Source organism: Arthrobacter sp. UYCo732 (assembly GCF_040547265.1).
Classification (GTDB): domain Bacteria; phylum Actinomycetota; class Actinomycetes; order Actinomycetales; family Micrococcaceae; genus Arthrobacter.
Map to the genome: position 1 here is coordinate 153,510 of NZ_JBEPPJ010000003.1, position 17,640 is coordinate 171,149.

At 65.2% G+C, this 17,640-nt stretch carries 13 protein-coding genes and 1 tRNA gene; 10 read left to right on the forward strand and 4 right to left on the reverse strand.

Features of this window, described 5'->3' with window-relative positions; genetic code table 11:
- The first annotated feature begins 26 nt into the window (after positions 1–26).
- Positions 27–1,853, forward strand: coding sequence for an ABC-F family ATP-binding cassette domain-containing protein (locus tag ABIB45_RS06950; protein ID WP_354215173.1), 1,827 nt, complete (start codon positions 27–29; stop codon positions 1,851–1,853).
- A 376-nt stretch (positions 1,854–2,229) separates the two neighbouring features.
- On the opposite strand, the gene ABIB45_RS06955 is transcribed toward ABIB45_RS06950, so the two are convergent.
- A complete protein-coding gene (locus tag ABIB45_RS06955) occupies positions 2,230–2,856 on the reverse strand; it encodes a TetR/AcrR family transcriptional regulator (RefSeq protein WP_354215174.1) in 627 nt (208 codons plus the stop codon).
- 162 nt (positions 2,857–3,018) lie between these two features.
- Between ABIB45_RS06955 and ABIB45_RS06960 the strand changes: the two genes are divergently transcribed.
- The 9 genes from ABIB45_RS06960 to sufU all read left to right on the forward strand — a co-directional run bounded on the left by ABIB45_RS06960 (position 3,019) and on the right by sufU (position 15,220).
- Positions 3,019–3,090: transfer RNA gene (locus ABIB45_RS06960), tRNA-Gln, on the forward strand.
- A gap of 109 nt (positions 3,091–3,199) precedes the next feature.
- On the forward strand, positions 3,200–4,678 hold the full coding sequence (gene glmU / locus ABIB45_RS06965; RefSeq protein WP_354215175.1) for a bifunctional UDP-N-acetylglucosamine diphosphorylase/glucosamine-1-phosphate N-acetyltransferase GlmU: 1,479 nt from the start codon (positions 3,200–3,202) through the stop codon (positions 4,676–4,678).
- 2 nt (positions 4,679–4,680) lie between these two features.
- The gene (locus ABIB45_RS06970) at positions 4,681–5,661 is read left to right on the forward strand and encodes a ribose-phosphate diphosphokinase (RefSeq protein WP_354215176.1); all 981 of its coding nucleotides are present in this window, start codon (positions 4,681–4,683) and stop codon (positions 5,659–5,661) included.
- 214 nt (positions 5,662–5,875) lie between these two features.
- Positions 5,876–6,460 (forward strand): 50S ribosomal protein L25/general stress protein Ctc, encoded by a 585-nt coding sequence (locus ABIB45_RS06975; protein WP_354215177.1) that lies wholly within the window; start codon positions 5,876–5,878, stop codon positions 6,458–6,460.
- A gap of 95 nt (positions 6,461–6,555) precedes the next feature.
- Positions 6,556–7,146, forward strand: a complete 591-nt coding sequence (gene pth / locus ABIB45_RS06980) for an aminoacyl-tRNA hydrolase (RefSeq protein ID WP_354215178.1) — start codon at positions 6,556–6,558, stop codon at positions 7,144–7,146.
- Positions 7,147–7,265: 119 nt separating this feature from the next.
- The gene (locus ABIB45_RS06985) at positions 7,266–10,004 is read left to right on the forward strand and encodes a LuxR family transcriptional regulator (protein ID WP_354215179.1); all 2,739 of its coding nucleotides are present in this window, start codon (positions 7,266–7,268) and stop codon (positions 10,002–10,004) included.
- Positions 9,991–12,780 carry a LuxR C-terminal-related transcriptional regulator gene (locus ABIB45_RS06990; RefSeq protein ID WP_354215356.1) on the forward strand — a complete coding sequence of 930 codons (2,790 nt, stop codon included), beginning with the start codon at positions 9,991–9,993 and terminating at the stop codon, positions 12,778–12,780. The genes ABIB45_RS06985 and ABIB45_RS06990 overlap by 14 nt, the downstream gene beginning before the upstream one ends.
- A gap of 640 nt (positions 12,781–13,420) precedes the next feature.
- On the forward strand, positions 13,421–14,746 hold the full coding sequence (locus tag ABIB45_RS06995) for a SufS family cysteine desulfurase (protein ID WP_354215180.1): 1,326 nt from the start codon (positions 13,421–13,423) through the stop codon (positions 14,744–14,746).
- Positions 14,747–14,770: 24 nt separating this feature from the next.
- Positions 14,771–15,220, forward strand: a complete 450-nt coding sequence (gene sufU, locus ABIB45_RS07000; protein WP_354215181.1) for a Fe-S cluster assembly sulfur transfer protein SufU — start codon at positions 14,771–14,773, stop codon at positions 15,218–15,220.
- 92 nt (positions 15,221–15,312) lie between these two features.
- Here the strand turns inward: sufU and ABIB45_RS07005 are convergent, their stop codons facing one another.
- From ABIB45_RS07005 to ABIB45_RS07015, 3 genes are read right to left on the reverse strand one after another with little or no spacing between them, the layout of a single operon-like run.
- Positions 15,313–15,534 carry an SCO4848 family membrane protein gene (locus ABIB45_RS07005; protein WP_354215182.1) on the reverse strand — a complete coding sequence of 74 codons (222 nt, stop codon included), beginning with the start codon at positions 15,532–15,534 and terminating at the stop codon, positions 15,313–15,315.
- Positions 15,535–15,538: 4 nt separating this feature from the next.
- The gene (locus ABIB45_RS07010) at positions 15,539–16,036 is read right to left on the reverse strand and encodes a DUF2505 domain-containing protein (protein WP_354215183.1); all 498 of its coding nucleotides are present in this window, start codon (positions 16,034–16,036) and stop codon (positions 15,539–15,541) included.
- Positions 16,037–16,083: 47 nt separating this feature from the next.
- Positions 16,084–17,628 carry an SDR family oxidoreductase gene (locus ABIB45_RS07015; RefSeq protein WP_354215357.1) on the reverse strand — a complete coding sequence of 515 codons (1,545 nt, stop codon included), beginning with the start codon at positions 17,626–17,628 and terminating at the stop codon, positions 16,084–16,086.
- Between the last annotated feature and the right edge of the window lie 12 nt (positions 17,629–17,640).

The following is a 17,640-nucleotide window of genomic DNA, read 5'->3' on the forward strand; positions in this document are numbered from 1 at the left end:
CACCCAGCAGCAGAAAGCAGTTCCCTTTGGCACACCTTCTTGGCGGCGAGAACCTCACGGTTTCGTACGCAACCCGCACCGTCCTGGACGGCATCACCCTTGGACTCGAGGAGGGTGACCGGATCGGCATGGTGGGCCGGAACGGTGACGGCAAGTCGACGCTGATGCGCCTGCTGGCCATGCGGTCCACCCCGGACTCCGGCCGGGTGACCAAGCGCAGTGAGGTTAACATCGGCTACCTGGACCAAAGCGACGTGCTCGACGGCGACCTCACCGTCGGTGCTGCGATCGTCGGAGACCAGGCCGACTACGAATGGGCCCGCAATCCGCAGATCCGGGAAGTCATGGGCGGCCTGGTGTCCGACGTCGACTGGCACGCCAACGTCCACGCACTTTCCGGCGGGCAGAAGCGCCGGGTGGCGCTGGCCAAACTCCTCATCGAGGACCACGACGTGATCATGCTCGACGAGCCCACCAACCACCTCGACGTCGAAGGCGTCGCCTGGCTGTCCCGGCACCTGAAGTCCCGCTGGCGTGCCAACCAGGGTGCTTTCCTGGTGGTCACCCACGACCGGTGGTTCCTCGACGAAGTCTGCACCAAGACCTGGGAAATCCATGATGGCATCATGGACCCGTTCGACGGCGGATACGCCGCCTACGTGCTGGCCCGCGCCGAACGGGACCGCTCAGCCTCCGTGATGGAAAGCAAGCGCCAGCAGCTCGTGAAGAAGGAGCTTGCGTGGCTGCGCCGCGGCGCCCCGGCCCGCACGGCCAAGCCCAAGTTCCGCATTGAGGCGGCTAACGCCCTGATTGCCGACGTTCCTGAGCCGCGTGACTCGACTGCCCTGAGCAAGATGGCCACCGCCCGGCTCGGCAAGGACGTCCTGGACCTTGAGAACGTCTCCCTGGACTTCCTTGGGGGAGACCCAGGGCAGAAGCTGTTCGACAACATCACCCTGCGGCTTGCCCCGGGGGAGCGGCTGGGCCTGGTGGGCGTCAACGGCGCCGGCAAAACCACGCTGCTCAAGCTTCTGAACGGCGAGATCCAGCCGACCTCCGGCAAGGTCAAGCGCGGCAAGACGGTGGTTACGGCGGTCCTCACCCAGGAGGTCAAAGAGCTCGACGACGTCTCGGACCTGCGCGTCATCGAGGTCATTGAACGCGAGAAGCGGTCCTTCAACGTGGGCGGCAAGGAGTTCACTGCCGGCCAGCTCGTTGAGCAGCTTGGGTTCACCAACGAGAAGCAGTGGACGCCGGTCAAGGACCTCTCCGGCGGTGAGCGCCGCCGCCTCCAGCTGCTGCGCCTGCTGGTGGGCGAACCCAACGTGCTGATGCTTGACGAGCCCACCAACGACCTCGACACCGATACGCTCGCCGCCGTCGAAGATGTGCTGGACGGCTGGCCCGGCACCCTTGTTGTGGTCAGCCACGACCGCTACCTGCTGGAGCGCGTGACGGACCACCAGATGGCGCTACTGGGCGACGGGAAGATCCGCGCCCTGCCGCGCGGCGTGGACCAGTACCTGGAACTCCGCGAATCCGCACTGGCCGGCTCCACCATCACCGGCGGCGGCAATCCCGTGACGGGCCCGAGCGGCAGCTCCACGCCTGCGGCCAGCGGAGCCTCCGAGGCCGAGAAGCGCGACGCCCGCAAGGCCAAAAACCGCATCGAACGCCAGATGGGCAAGCTCGAGCAGCAGGAAAAGAAGGTCCACGACCAAATGGTCAAGAGCACCGCAGAGTCAGACTTCGATGCCCTGGCCGAGCAGAACAAAAAACTCAAGGACCTCGCCGGCGAACGCGAAGCCCTGGAACTCGAATGGATGGAAGCCCTGGAAGTCCTCGGCGAGTAACCCTGCGCTACTTGGGTTGGGTGCTGGAGCCGGCCCTTCCGCGTCGCTTAGACACAGGGCAAAGGGGACGCTCCGGTCGCTGGGCGACCTCCGCGTCCCGATGCCCTGCGATGCGCTCCGTTCGGAAGGACCGCCACCGGCGAGGTACGTCACCTTCCCAAGTGGAACCGAACGCGCTCGGAACCTTCGGCATTGACGATCTGTGCGAGTCCCCAAACGGAACGGTCGGCACTAGCGGTGCGGGGGACCTTCGCGTAGTCGCGCATCGCGGCGCATCGGGCTCCGGAGGTCGCTCAGCGACCGCAGGAGTCCCATTGCGCTGTGTCTAAGCGACGGCGAAGGGCCGCTGCACCGCGGAGGATGGGCGCGGGAGAACTCAGCCCTCGGACTTCAGTTCCGGGTCTTTTTGGAGGCCGGTCAGGCCGTTCCAGGCGAGGTTTACCAGGTGCGCGGCGACGGTGTGTTTGTCGGGCTGGCGGCTGTCCTGCCACCATTGGCCGGTCATGGCCACCATGCCCACGAGCATCTGGGCGTACATGGCTCCGTCTTCGGCGCTGAACCCACGCCGGTGGAATTCGTCGGACAGGATGTGTTCCACGCGGGCTGTGACGTGGGAGAGCAGGGTGGAGAAGGCGCCTTCGGGCTGCGACGGGGGAGCGTCCCGCATCAGGATCCGGAAGCCCTCCGTATGGTCCTCGATGTAGGTGAGCAGGGCCAGGGCGGCGCGTTCCACCATGACACGCGGCTTCGCTTCCTCGGTCAGGGCAGCCGTGATGGAGTCCAGCAGGATCCGGAATTCAGAGTCCACCACCTGCGTGTACATACCCTCTTTGGAGCCGAAGTGCTCGTAGATCACCGGCTTGGACACACCTGCGCAGGCCGCGATTTCCTCGATAGTGGTGCCGTCGAGCCCGCGTGCGGCGAAAAGGCCACGGCCGACGTCGATCAGCTGGCTGCGCCGCTGCACGCCTGTCATCCGTGTCCGGGGTGGGTTGTTGCTCACATTTCCATCATGCCCTAGCGCCGCGCACCAAGGCCTCTGAAACGGGCCGGAACGGGCGCCGGGGCCGTGGTCCGGTTGCCCCGATCACCGTCCGTGTCGCGGGCTGCCCCGAACCCATGGCAAAATAACTACTTGTGCCTTGGCCTTGCGCCTCCGGCATGGTCCGCCCTGGTGTAATGGCAGCACCCCGGCCTTTGGAGCCGTGGAGTATAGGTTCGAATCCTATGGGCGGAACTGCTGTGCGGAGAGCGTCCAGTAGTATGAAGTCGGTGCCCCGCCAGGCTTGTGGCCGGACAGACACCGCGCCCAGCGCCACGCGCAACAATGCAAGGAGAGCCCGTACGTGAGCCCCGAAACTACCGGCCCAGCCGCGGTTATTGTCCTGGCAGCAGGCGCCGGCACCCGGATGAAATCCCGTACCCCCAAGATCCTGCACGAAATCGGCGGCCGCTCCATGGTGGGGCACGCTCTCCTGGCGGCCCGCAGCATCAACCCTGAGCGCCTTGCCCTGGTGGTCCGCCACGAGCGCGACCTGGTTTCCAGTCACTTGAACGAGTTGGACTCCGAAGCCCTGATCGTTGACCAGGACGAAACCCCCGGAACCGGCCGCGCCGTTGAGGTTGCCCTGCTCGCGCTCGACGCCCAGGAAAAACTTGCCGGCACCGTGGTGGTGACCTACGGCGATGTTCCCCTCCTCAGCGGCAGCCTCCTGGCGGATCTGGTGGCAACACACGAACGCGAAGGCAACGCCGTGACAGTGCTCACCGCGCTGCTCGATGACGCCACGGGCTACGGCCGCATCCTCCGCGGCGATGACGGCTCTGTCACCGGTATCCGCGAGCACAAGGACGCCACGGACGCCGAACGCCTGATCGGCGAGGTCAATTCCGGCATTTACGCTTTCGACGCCGCCGTCCTCCGCGACGCGCTGGTCCACGTGACCACTGACAACTCACAGGGCGAAAAGTACCTCACCGATGTGTTGGGTCTCGCCCGGGAGTCAGGCGGCCGGGTGGCCGCCGTCGTCACTGAAGACCGCTGGCAGGTGGAGGGCGCCAACGACCGCGTGCAGCTCTCAGCCCTTGGAGCCGAACTCAACCGCCGGACCGTCGAAGCCTGGATGCGGGCCGGTGTCACCGTTGTTGACCCTGCCACCACCTGGATCGATTCCACCGTCACTCTGGACGAGGACGTCCGGATCCTCCCCAACACGCAGCTGCACGGCGCCACCACCGTGGCGAGGGACGCCGTCGTCGGCCCCGACTCCACCCTGACCGATGTCCGCATCGGCGCGGGCGCCGCCGTGACCCGCACCCACGGCTCCGGCGCGGTCATCGGCGCGAAAGCCGCCGTCGGCCCCTTCACGTACCTGCGGCCCGGAACAGTGCTTGGCGACACGGGCAAGATCGGCGCGTTCTACGAAACCAAGAACGTCACGATCGGCCGCGGCTCGAAACTGTCCCACCTCGGCTACGCCGGCGACGCCGAAATCGGCGAGGACACCAACATCGGCTGTGGCAACATCACGGCCAATTACGACGGCGAGAAGAAGCACCGCACGGTGATCGGCTCTGGCGTCCGCACAGGTTCCAACACAGTGTTTGTTGCACCGGTCACCGTGGGGGACGGCGCCTACAGCGGCGCCGGCGCGGTGATCCGCAAGGACGTCCCGGCAGGGGCACTCGTCCTGTCCGTCGCTGCCCAGCGCAACGCCGAGGGCTGGGTTATTGCAAACCGCCCCGGTACACGCTCGGCAGAACTCGCCGAGGCGGCCACGTCAGACTCCTCAAGTACCCCAGCATCGACAGAAGAGGGCAAGTAACAATGAGCGAAATTACGGCACACGGCGAGAAGAAGCTGGTGCTTGCCGCAGGGCGGGCACACCCCGAACTGGCGCGGGAAATCGCCAAGGAGCTGGGGACCGAGCTGCTGCCCATTGACGCCTACGACTTCGCCAACGGGGAGATCTACGTCCGCGCCGGCGAAAGCGTCCGGGGAACCGATGCATTTGTCATCCAGGCCCACCCGGCACCGCTGAACAACCACCTGATGGAACAGCTGATCATGATCGATTCGCTGAAGCGGGCCTCCGCCAAGCGCATCACCGTGGTATCGCCGTTCTACCCGTACGCCCGGCAGGACAAAAAGGGCCGCGGCCGAGAACCCATTTCCGCCCGGCTCGTGGCGGACCTGTACAAGACCGCCGGTGCCGACCGCATCATGAGTGTTGACCTGCACACCTCGCAGATCCAGGGCTTCTTCGACGGTCCAGTGGACCACCTCATGGCCATCCCGCTCCTGGCCGATTACATCCGGACCAAGGTCGGCTCTGACAACGTCACCGTGGTGTCCCCGGATACCGGCCGCGTCCGTGTGGCCGAGCAGTGGGCTGAGCGCCTGGGCGGAGCGCCGCTGGCGTTTGTGCACAAGAGCCGCGACCTCACCGTGCCCAACCAGGCCGTCTCCAAAACCGTTGTGGGCCAGGTCGAGGGCAGGACCTGCGTCCTGATCGATGACATGATCGACACCGGCGGAACCATTTCCGGAGCGGTCCAGGTCCTCATGAACGCCGGTGCGAAGGATGTCATCATCGCCGCAACGCACGCCGTGTTTTCCGAACCCGCTGCCCAGCGGCTGGCCGATTCCGGGGCCCGGGAAGTTGTGGTCACGAACACGTTGCCCCTCGGCGCCCACCAGCATTTCCCGCAGCTCACGGTGCTGTCCATCGCCCCGCTCATCGCCCGCGCCATCCATGAAGTGTTCGACGACGGTTCCGTCACCAGCCTGTTCGACGGCAACGCCTGACCCCGTTGGTTGAGCCAGGCCAGCGCCATTTTCGATAATCGACTCCGGTGCTGGTAGGCTCTTCTACGATACCTTGGCGAGGGAGAGAAGTCTCCGTAATCGACTGGGTCTGCATCTCCCTTCTGGAAGGGCTCCACATGGTGGCCCGGCGTTGAAGGTCGTAACAGACCTCCGCCCTTGCTGAAAACCTTTTTAGTCTTCCGAGGAGATACACATGTCTGAGCAGAAGCTCGCAGCAGAAGTACGCACTGAATTCGGCAAGGGCTTTGCCCGCCGCGCACGCATGGCCAACCTGATCCCCGCCGTCATCTACGGCCACGGCGCCGAGCCGATCCACATTACCCTGCCCGCCAAGGCCACCACCCTGGCAGTCCGCACCGCCAACGCCCTGATGTCGCTGGACATCAACGGCGAAGAGCACCTCGCCCTGGTCAAGGACATCCAGCGCGACCCCATCAAGCAGATCATCGAGCACATCGACCTGCTGACCGTCCGCAAGGGCGAGAAGGTCACTGTGGACATCCCCGTCCACGTGGTGGGTGAACTGGCTCCGGGCAACGTCTACAACCAGGAGCTGACCGTCATCTCCCTCGAGGCCGAGGCAACCCACCTGCCCACCGCCATCGAGGTTGACATCGAAGGCCGCACCGCCGGACAGCACATCCACGCTTCGGACCTGCTTCTGCCGAAGGGCTCCGTCCTGCTGGCCGACGCCGATGCCCTGGTTATCAACATCTCCGAGGCCGTTGAGTCCGCTGAAGAAGAGGGCGACGCTTCCGCCGAGGCCGCAGCCGAGTAACAACTCCTCTGCTGACAACTGTGGCCGGGCCCTCCACGGGGCCCGGCCACAGCCATGTCCGGACCACTTCGGAATTCACAACTTAGGATGGAACAATGACTGACACCTGGTTGATCGTCGGGCTCGGTAACCCCGGGCCCGAATATAAGGGCAACAGGCATAATGTTGGCCAGATGGTTCTGGACGAACTCGCCGGCCGGCTGGGCGGAAACTTCAAAACCCATAAAACGCGGGCCCAGGTCCTCGAAGGGCGCCTGGGGATCGGCGGTCCCCGTGTGGTGCTTTCCAAGCCGCTCACATACATGAATGTGTCCGGCGGACCGGTGGCGGCCCTGGCAAACTTTTACGGCATCGGCCCGGCTTACGTGGTCGCGGTACACGATGAGATAGATATCGCGTTCAACACCGTGAAACTGAAATGCGGCGGCGGCGAGGGCGGCCACAACGGTCTGAGGGACATCTCCAAGGCGCTCGGCACCAAGGACTATCTCAGGGTCCGGGTGGGAGTAGGCCGGCCACCTGGCCGGATGGATACCGCAGATTATGTGCTGCGCGATTTTGGCGCCACGGAGCGTAAGGACATCCCATTTCTGTTGGATGAGGCCGCTGATGCGGTGGAGCTGCTGGTCAGGGAGGGCTTGACGGCGGCCCAGCAGAAGTTCCATCCGGCGAAGACCGACGTGTAGAAAAAAATGCCAAATTCCCCGTAACCCTGTTTACCTGTCCCTGCCAAGGGGTAGTCTTCTTCCTAAGCGGGGGGCGATGGGGCTTGTTCCCGCTTTAGTGGGATGTAGGGGAAAAGTTCATGTCAATCGAGCCACTCAGCTGGGGACGTGGGTCACCGCTCAACGACCTTGACCTGCGCACGGAAACTGCTGGCGCCTCGGAGCCACAGCGATGGTCTGTGCCCGCACGCAGCGCCAACCTCGAAGCCGTCCGCACCGCCTTGACTGGCCCAGACTCCCTGGGCGTTGTGGTCACCGGTGGACGCGGGGTGGGTAAGTCATCCCTGGCCAGGACGGCAGTGTCCGAGCTTGGCCCCGATGTTTGGACGCTGCAGTTGCGCTGCGGGACCACAACGGGCGATACCCCTTATGGTTGCCTTGCGTTTCTGCTTGCGCGCCTTCCCCAGGCTTACATGGGTTCACCTACCGCCATTTTGCGTGGGATTACGTCATTGATCCGGAGTGATGCGGCCGGGCGCCAATGCGTAATCACCTTGGATACGGCCGGCAACATCGATGAGATGAGCGCCGGCGTCCTGCTCAACATCCTCCTTACCGGGACCGCCCGCATCGTGGCCGTGGCGCCAAGGATCAGCGATCTTCCTGCTGACTTCCATTGGCTCCTCACCGACCGCCGGCTTACTGAGGTCAGGTTGGACAACCTGAATGAGCTGCAGACCCGCCAGGTGTTGCTTTCCCTCCTGGGCCACCGCGTCTCCGCCTCCCTGGTCAGTACGTTCCACACGATGGTTGGGGGAAATCCGCTCTTGCTCAAGGCGCTGGTTGCCGAGCAGCAGCAATCCGGGAACCTGGTCCTATCGGACTCGGTCTGGACCTTGCGGGACAAGGTAGTGCTCGACGGCGCGGCGAGCCTGGAGGACATCGTCCGGTCGCGATGGTCCCGGCAATCTCCCGAGGAGCGGGAAGTCATTGAAATGCTTTCCTGCGCCCGGAGCGTGGAGCTTTCCCGGCTGACCGCCGTTTACGGAGCCGGCATCGTGGCGGACATGGAAGATGCGGGCCTGCTGGAGATCGACGTGTCGGAAAACCGCTGGGTTGCGTTGCGGGAGATGTACTTTGGCGACGTCGTCCGCTCCTGGCTCAGCATCACCCGGCGCCGGGAGCTCCGGGGCCTGCTCCTGGGCGGGCAGGAGCCAGACCCTTCCACCATGACCGTGGAAGAGTTGATGGCGTTCGCGGCCTGGACCCACGAATGTGAGGCAGAGCTGAATCCGGCCATGGCGCTGGCGGCAGCCGAAGCTGCCGTCCAGCTCTTTGACCCGCACTTCGCCCTCAAATATGCCGAGACACTGAGACGGGAAGTTCCAGAGTGGGTGCCCGGCCAGCGGCAGCGAGCCGCCGCGTACTTGCTCCTGGACCTCCCACTGCAGGCCATGGCGGCCCTGGATGACATCTCACAACCGCAGCTGGATAACCTGGATGTCAACGAATACGCCCAGGTCATCGCAGCTAAGTCAGGGGTGATGGTATGGCTCCCGGAACATGCCGACAGGGTCCCTGCGCTGTTGCAGACCGCGCGCGAGCGGCTTGGCGCGGAGCCAGGCACCGCGAATGGGTGGCCGGACCCGGTTGCTGCGGCACGGAACAGAATCAGACTGTCCGAATTCGAATACCAGGCATTCGTGGGAGATTACGCCGCCGCAATACCGGCCCTGGAAGCCGCTGCCAACGCGGAGCTGAACCCCGATACCTGGTTCCGGATGCATTCAGCCCTAATCCTGATGAGCGCTTTGGCCATGACCGGGCGGGAGATGGACGCCCTGAGCCTGATGCGGCAGCTGGGCGGGCAGATTTCCGACGCCGGCGAGATCGTAGGCCTGCGGGAGAAATTCACTGGACGGGCTTACAACGTGCTGTTGACCGCCGGGCAATGGCGCCGCTGCATCGACCTCCTTAATCCGCCAGCGATGCGTGACATTCACCAGCTCCCCTTCCGGAGCGCCGCCGCGGAGCTCGCAGCAGGGATCGCCTACGTGTACGCGGGAAGGGGCGCTGTCGCCCTCGATTCGCTGTTGTCAGCGGCAGCACAGCTCGAGCTGCGTCCTGCCCAGGGCATCCGCCGGGCTGCCTACGCTGCTGTTGCCTTCGCCTATGCACAGATTGGCAATGCCGGGCAGTCCCGCAAGTATCTGGACAAGCTGCAGCGGACCGGTGGTGCCGCCGATCATGCCACGCGGAGCACCACTGACTTCTGCGCTGATATGGCAGGACGATGGCTGGGCGACATTAATGCCGCCGCCCGCCTGAAGGTATCTGCCCGGCGCGACATCGCGGCAGGAAGGTACACCCTCGCGGGGATCAGCCTGCTCGGAGCCACAGTCCACGGTTCAGAAGCCGACTTCCGCCTGCTCGAAGAAGTGGCCGACCACCGCCAGGGCCCGTTGGCGGAAATCTCGCGGCTCATTGCAATTGGCAGCAGGACGCACGACGCGAAGACTTTGCTCGCCGGCGGGGAGCTTGCCGCCACGCTGGAGCTGGATGCCGTTGAGGCCCGCTGCATGGCGCTGGCCGTTGACTACGCCCGCCAGGCAGGAGATCCTGCCTCGGCCAGGACCGCCCAGGCACGGCTGGACGTCCTCGCGGCCACCATGGCAAGCCTGCCCATCGTGCCGAGCAGCGGCAGCCCGCTCTTGACCGGCAGGGAGCGGCAGATCGCGCAGCTTGCCGGCCGGGGTGCGTCCAACCGCGATATCGCGCTGGATATGGGCGTTTCCGTCCGCACCGTGGAAGGCCATCTCTACCAGGTCTTCACCAAGCTGGGCGTAACATCCAGGGGTGATCTGACTGGACTCGTCTAACGGCCACTCACCGAAACCGGGATCCGCGCATCGCCTACTCACGGGCCGGCGGCAGCCGCTGGACCGGATCTGCAATATCATCCGGACCCGGACCAGCCAGGCGGTGTTCCTCATGGCAGGCCCCGGGATCGGCAAGACCACGTTGATTGAGACCATCACCGAGCGGCTTGCCGCTGAGATGATCATTGTTCAGATCCATGGAAGCTCATCCCTCTCCCGCGTTCCTTTCGGCATCCTTGCTCCCTACACGGCGGAGCTGACCGCCGAGGATTCTGTATCCCCGGTGGCTGTACTGAGGTCCGTCTGGAGTTACTTTGAGAAGCTCAAGGCCGGCCAAGACACTCCGTTGCTCCTCATGATGGATGACGCCCACCATCTGGACGAGGCGACGGCCAGCATCGTGGCCGACATGATTTCTGCGGGTTGGGCCAGTGTTGTGGCGGCGGGCAGACCGCGGCCCGGGCTTCCCCAACCCCTCGCGCAACTCTGGTATGACGGCCTGGCCGACCGCGTGGATCTCCGTCCCCTGAACCGGGAACAGATCGAGGAAGTCCTCGCCCATGCCCTCGACGGCACGGTCCCGGCCGGAACCGTTGACACGATCTGGAGCGCCTCCGGTGGTAATCCACTGATCCTCGATGCCCTGCTCCATGACGCCGCCGAGGGCGGCCAGCTCGCGAAGCGGAACGGGATCTGGATGCTGCTGGGGCCGTTTCCGGCCGAAGGACCCAGACTCATCAATGTGGTGGTGAAGGACATGCTCCGCCGAACTCCGGAAGAACAGGAAGCCCTGAAGCTGATTTCACTTGCCGGGCCCGTGAGCCGCAAGGTGATCGAGGACATCAGCGGTGCAGAGGTGGTGCGCTCACTGCTGGACCAGCAGATGGTGGTCGAAAACCAGGGGACCCCCGCCGATCTTCGGATCTGGAACGCGATGTTCGGCCGTGCCCTCCGGAAAAGCATTTCGGTCTCGCGGAGCCTGCAGCTGCTGGAGAAGATCCGGGAGCACCGAGGCACCGCGCCAGCCGGGTCCGGGAACGGGTTCGCCGCGACTGCCGGGTCCGGGAACGTGGGAACCGCGTCTGCCGGATCCGAGGGCCGGTTGAGGGTTGTGGAGTGGGCTCTGGAATGCGGAATTAAGACAGCAGAGTCCGAGCTTCTCGAAGCGGCCGCCACCGCGCTGGCCCGTTTCAGGAGCCGGAGCAGCCGGACCATGGCAGCCAAGGTGCTAAATCCTGACCTCGTGCCACAGGCTCGGGCAATCCAGGCGCGGGCCCTCTTCAACGAAGGCGACTACGCCGGTGCGGCAAAGCTCCTGGACGAATGCTGGCTGCAACTGGGAAACAGCGCCGCGGCTGCCCCCGTCCTGATGCTCAGGGCAAAGGTCCATGAAGCCGCGGGAACACCGCTGGCAGTGTTCGCAGCCGAATCCTTGAAAGCGCTCCGCAGTTCCAGTGCTGAAGTTGGAGCCGGCATTGGCGATAATGCTGACGCCCAAGCTGAATCCGGTGCAGAAGCTGCTCCGGTCACGGCCTGGCGAGGGCAGCTGCTGCGCCTGCTGGTACTCGGTGAAGCAGGTAAATTCGAAGCTCTGGAAAGTGAGGTGCAGGAACTCCGGGCCCGCAACCCCGCCGGCCCTGCGGATGCTGCCCTGCGTGCGGTGGGGGCGGCTCTGCTGGCCCAATGCCTCGCTGCATCCGGTCGCTCCGTCCAGAGCCTGGACGCCGCGCTGCTGGCCGCCTCGGAACTTCCGGCCCTGGAAGGGGGCGTGTTCTTCTTCAATGAATTCGTCCTGAACCGCCTGGTTGGCGCCTACCTTGCTTTGGGGGATTGGGATTCAGCGGAAGGGGAACTGGCGAACTACGCGGCAGGACAACCGCGGGCCGCAGCTGCCTTTGGCGGCAGCCTCGAAGTACTTCGCGGCTACTCATTGCTGCGGCAAGGTCGGATTGAACGCGCCTACCAAACGCTCCTTCCTGCGGTGGAGCACCTGAGGCTCAATGATCCGCTGCAACTGTTCCGGCTGGGCTCGTCGCTGGCGTTTTATGTGGCATCGAGGCTGGGTGATGCTGCTCAGTCCAGCCGGCTTGAGCTGGACTACAAGGATTCGCCGCCAGGTCCAGCCGGCCAGGAACTCCTGGCCACGGCCTACGCCGCCGCCGCTTCGGAGTACGTGACCCGTGACGGCAAGGGGATCGCAGCCCTGCACACCCTGTCCACCACCCCGGAGGTGTCGGCACGGGCCGGCACACTGCTGGAACTTCTGGCCATTTGTTGGGACCTGGGCGACCATTCCGTGATCCCGCTGGTCCACTCCCTGGCGGGCGAGGTCGAAGGACGCTGGGCAGCGGCCATGCTCACGCTCGCTGACCAGTGGGAGGTCCCCGATGCCGATTCCCTCATGATGACGGCTGCCAGGCTTGAAGCGGAAGGGTTCGTGAACTTGGCCAGGGAAGCCTACGCGCGGGCGAGCTCCGTTTTGGAGAGTGCAGGTGAACGTCGTCGTTCCCGCCAGGCGGTTGCCCTACGGGAGAAATGCGACCACGAACTGGGCGAGCGGTTCCGGGAAGGGCAGTTCATTGCCGCAGGGCCCACTGTGCATCTCACCCGACGGGAACAGGACATCGTGGAGCTGGCTGTCCAGGGCCTCACCGATAGGGAGATTGCCCAGCGGCTCATGGTGTCCGTGCGGACGGTGGAGGGCCACCTGTACCGCACCTACGTGAAACTCGGGGTGCGGAGCCGCGACGAACTGTCCACCGCCCTGGCCCATTAGGTTGCCAGCGGCGCATGCCGTGCGGTGAGACTGCCCTAAACCGGCTCCTGACTGCCTGCTGCGCGCTGGCTGGACTTTTCCTGCCCTGCTCCTGACTGTGGACTGGCTTCTGCCCTGTTTCCTTCCTGGCCCCGGCCCCGGCACTGGCACCGGCACTGTCTCCGGCCCCGCCTCCTGCGCAGTGTGCGGACCTTCCGTCAAGGAGCCGTCTATGGGCGACAGCAGACCCTCCGTGCACCGTGTGTGGCGACGTCGAGTGGCGCTGGCCGGGAATACGCGTATCAGATGGGCGTAACCCGGAGGTGCGCCGTTGAAAAGTAGAGTACTGCCTACTCGTGCCGCAGGTGACCGCATGCGATTAACTAAAGGAGGCAGAAAGAGGCGGCCGCAACCGCCGCAACTCCCGCCAAACAGACTTTCCAGGTCTTGTCTCAATACTGACTTCCGGCGCCAGCGCCGGACCGAGACTGGGCCGGCGACGTCAGAGTCTTCTGAGACCGAGGCTCTCCCCCCAGCCGTCGCCGGCCCTCTTATCCGCGGGTGAAGCCCGGAGCTGCTGTGGCGGCCGCCCCCGGCGGCCGCCACAGCGGTGTTGTGGGACAATTGAGATGTCAATCCATTGGCATCTCAAGGAGTTACTTTGGCCCTCGTATCAACGCCAGCCACGCTGGAACATGCCGTTCCTGCCATGGATAACGCCGAGGTACTCAGAATCAGGAATGACTTCCCGGTGCTTAGCCAACTGGTGAACGGCCAGCCGCTGGTGTACCTGGATTCGGGCGCGACCTCGCAGAACCCCCTGAGTGTGATCGAGGCCGAGCAGGAGTTTTACGAACAACGCAACGCCGCCGTGCACCGCGGCGCCCACCACCTTGCGGTGGAGGCCACCGAGGTTTTCGAAGACGCCCGCCAAACCATCGCGGACTTCATCGGTGCCGACTACGAAGAGACCGTGTGGACGTCCAACGCCACCGAAGGCCTGAACCTGATCAGCTACGCACTGTCCAATGCCACCCTGTGGGCTGCCCAGGGGCGCGGGGACGCCCGGCTGAAGGAACTTGCCGTCGGACCCGGGGACCAGATCGTGGTCACCGAAATGGAGCACCACGCCAACCTGATTCCTTGGCAGGAACTGGCCTTCCGCACTGGCGCCACCCTGCGTTATATCCCCATTGACGACGCCGGAGCCCTGCGCCTGGACGTCGCGGCGGAGATCATCGGGAGCAGGACCAAGGTGCTGGCCTTTACGCACGCGTCCAATGTCCTGGGCACCATCAACCCCGTGTACGAACTCGTGGCCCTTGGCCGGGCGGCGGGAGCGCTGGTGGTGCTGGACGCCTGCCAATCAGCGCCCCACCTGCCCCTGAACGTCAAAGAGCTCGACATCGACTTCGCGGTCTTCTCCGGCCACAAAATGCTGGCGCCCACCGGAATCGGCGTGCTGTATGGCAAGAAGGACCTCCTGGACGCGCTGCCGCCGTTTCTCACCGGCGGTTCCATGATCACCACAGTGACTATGGAACGCGCAGAGTTTCTGCCCTCGCCGCAGCGCTTCGAAGCCGGCACCCAACGCATCTCCCAGGCTGTTGCCCTGGCTGCCGCTGCAACTTACCTCACCGAAACCGGCCTGGACCGCGTGCACCGCTGGGAATCGGAGCTCGGCCAGCGCATGGTGGCCGGGCTGGAGGCCATTCCCGGAATCCGTGTACTGGGGCCCGCAGCCGGCCGGGAGCGGATCGGCCTTGCCGCATTCGACGTTGAGGGTGTGCACGCACACGACGTCGGGCAGTTCCTGGATTCCCGCGGCATCGCCGTCCGGGTGGGGCACCATTGCGCGCAACCGCTCCACCGCCGCCTGGGCCTGACCGCCACCACCAGGGCAAGCGCCTACCTGTACAACACTACCGACGACGTCGACGCCTTCCTGGAATCCGTCGCCGGTGTCCGGTCCTACTTCCGCGTCTGACGCGACCACCGAAGGTATACCAGCATGAGCCTTGACCAGCTGTACCAGCAGATCATCCTTGACCATTCCAAAGCCCGCCACGGCAGCGGCCTGGCCGGCATCGACGCTCCCGAAGGGGCGTCCACCGGGCAGTCCCATCAGCTGAACCCCGTCTGCGGGGACGAAGTCACGCTCCGGGTGGCAGTGGAAGACGGCAAGGTGGCGCAGATTTCCTGGGACGGAGCAGGGTGTTCCATTTCCATGGCCTCAGCCTCCGTGCTCAGCGAACTCGCGGAGGGACTGACCGTGGACGAACTTCACACGATCATTGGCAATTTCCGGGAGGTCCTGCGCTCCCGCGGGAAGATCCACGCGGATCCCGAGATTCTTGGCGACGCGGCCGCGTTCGAGGGTGTGGCCCGCTACGCAGCGCGGGTGAAGTGCGCCATGATTTCCTGGGTAGCCGCCGAGGACGCGCTCAACCAGGCAGCCTAGGCAGGCGCCTCCTGTGCCCGGGGCAGAGGAGGCGCGCCTGCATCACTGCGGCAGCTTCGGCCGGATATTTAGACCGGTTAGCCTGACAGTTGCTAGCCGAGCAGGCCCATCACCCCTATAACGGCGGTGGCCGCCCCCAGCACCATGGAGATGCTGACGAGGACCAGATGGACCGTGAGGAACTTCGTGGCCTTGCCGTTGCCGTCGCGCGCCCGGGGATCCTTCATGACCCGGCGCAGGAACTGCGGCCAGACCGCCAGCGACCAGACGCCGGCGATGATGAGCAGCCAGGCGGCAAAGAGGGGAAGCTGCATGGACTCAGTGGCTTTCGAGCCAGGCCTGGGCCCGCTGCGACTGGATGTTGAGGGCTTTGGCCACCATGGGTTCGGCCGCCTCGGCGATCTTGCTGCCGAGGAACGGCACGGACGAGGTCACGTTGCCTTCGAGCTCAACCCGGGTGCTGCCGCCCTCGGCCACGAGCCGCTGGACCGCGGTCACGTCGATGGGTGCGCCGGCAATCTTCAGCGTGATGTTACTTTGGCGGGAACCGTCTGCCGCGGGGGCGTCCCAGTTTTCCACCTGCGTCACCGTGAGGTTTTCGCCCACGAACTTACGGGCGATTTCCGGCAGGCGGGTGGTGGGCAGGGTCCGCACCGACGTGGTGCTGAACGCCCCGGCAACGTCGCCATCCACGGCGAAGGACTCCAGTGTGCCGCCGACATATTCACTTGTGTGCCGCTGGAAGTCCTCGTTGATGAAAACAGCAGCGACGCTGTCGACGGCGTGCGGAAGGGTGGTGGTTGCACTCAGTGCCATGGATCCTCCAGTGATACGGGGTCGGTACGCTTTTTGCTCCCCACATCTTACGGGGAGCCTGGCGTGTTCTTGGAACCGGACTCCGTGCGCTCTGCATCGGCGAACTTCTGCGCTGCAGTGGTAATGTTCCGCGCCATCGCCGGAAAAATGAGACTGTGGAAGGGCAGCACGGCGAGCCAGTAGAGCCGGCCGCTGAGGCCTTTGGGGAAGAAAATGGCGCGCTGCCGGTAGAGGCTGCCGCCGCCGTCGGGCTCTACGGACAGTTCAAGCCAGGCACGCCCGGGGGCGCGCATCTCTGCCCGCAGGCGGAGGAGCTTCCCGCGGTCAATCCGCTCCACACGCCACCAGTCCACCACCTCGCCGGGGGCGAGATTTCCGGGGTGCCGGCGTCCCCGCAGGAGCCCGGCACCGCCGGTGATCTTGTCCAGCCAGCCACGGACGCGCCAGGCGAGCGGCAGGGAATACCAGCCGTTTCGGCCACCGATACCTTCGATGACCGTCCACACGTGGGCCGGATCAATGTCCCCGTGGAACGTCCGCTCGTCCACGTAGACCTTGTGGCCGGACCAGTCCGGATCGCTGGGCAGGGGATCGGCATCGGCGCCGGCTTTGGCCCACGTGGTCTCCACGTGGCCGTCGCGCTCTCTGCCCAGCGCGAGGGCAACGGCACGCCGGTAGGGCGTTAGTCCGCCCGCCGGCACGGGAATGACGGAATCGATATCGTGCTCCCGGGTTACGGCGTCGTGCTGCAGCGACTCGACCAGCGGCAGCGACATGGACAGCGGGATGGGCGTGGTCAGGGCCACCCACAGCCCGGCGAGCTTCGGGGCGGGAATGGGCAGCGCGAGCACCACCCGGTATGGCAGTCCGGCCTCGGCAGCATACTCCTTCATCATGCCGGCGTAGCTCAGTACCTGGCGGCAGCCAATGTCGAACGTGCGGTTTATGGGGCCGGCAAGGGACGCGGCGCCGACAAGATAGTACAGCACGTCCCGGACGCCGATGGCTTCAATCCTGTTCCGCACCCAGCTCGGGGCCGGCATCAGTGGGAGGGTTTCGGAGAGGTGCCGGATCATTTCGAACGACGCCGACCCGGACCCGATCACCACCCCCGCCTGGAAGACCACTGCGTCCACCGGACTGTCCAGGAACACCTTGCCCACTGCCTCCCGGGACCGCATGTGCGTGGACAGCTCCACGTTGGCCGGGTGCAGGCCGCCCAGGTAGACGATCCTGTCCACGCCGGCATCGGCTGCCGCCTGCGCGGCCGTCTCCGCCATCGCCTTTTCCTTGGACTCGAAACCTGCCCCGGCGGCCATGGAATGGACAAGGTAGTACAGCACGTCAACCCCGGCCAGTGCGTCGCGCAGGGCCCCGCCGTCGTCGAGGCTGCTCTGGACCACCACCACATCATCAAGCCATGGCACGCCGGCGATCTTTGCCGGCGTCCGCACCAGGACCTTGACGGTGTGCCCGGCCTCCAGCAGCCGGGGGACCAGTCGGCCACCGATATAGCCGGTCGCCCCGGTCACCAGGACGGTCCTGGTTTTCCGGTCAGTGTCGGGGATGGGGGTGGCGCTCGGACTGTTCATATCGCTCACTGG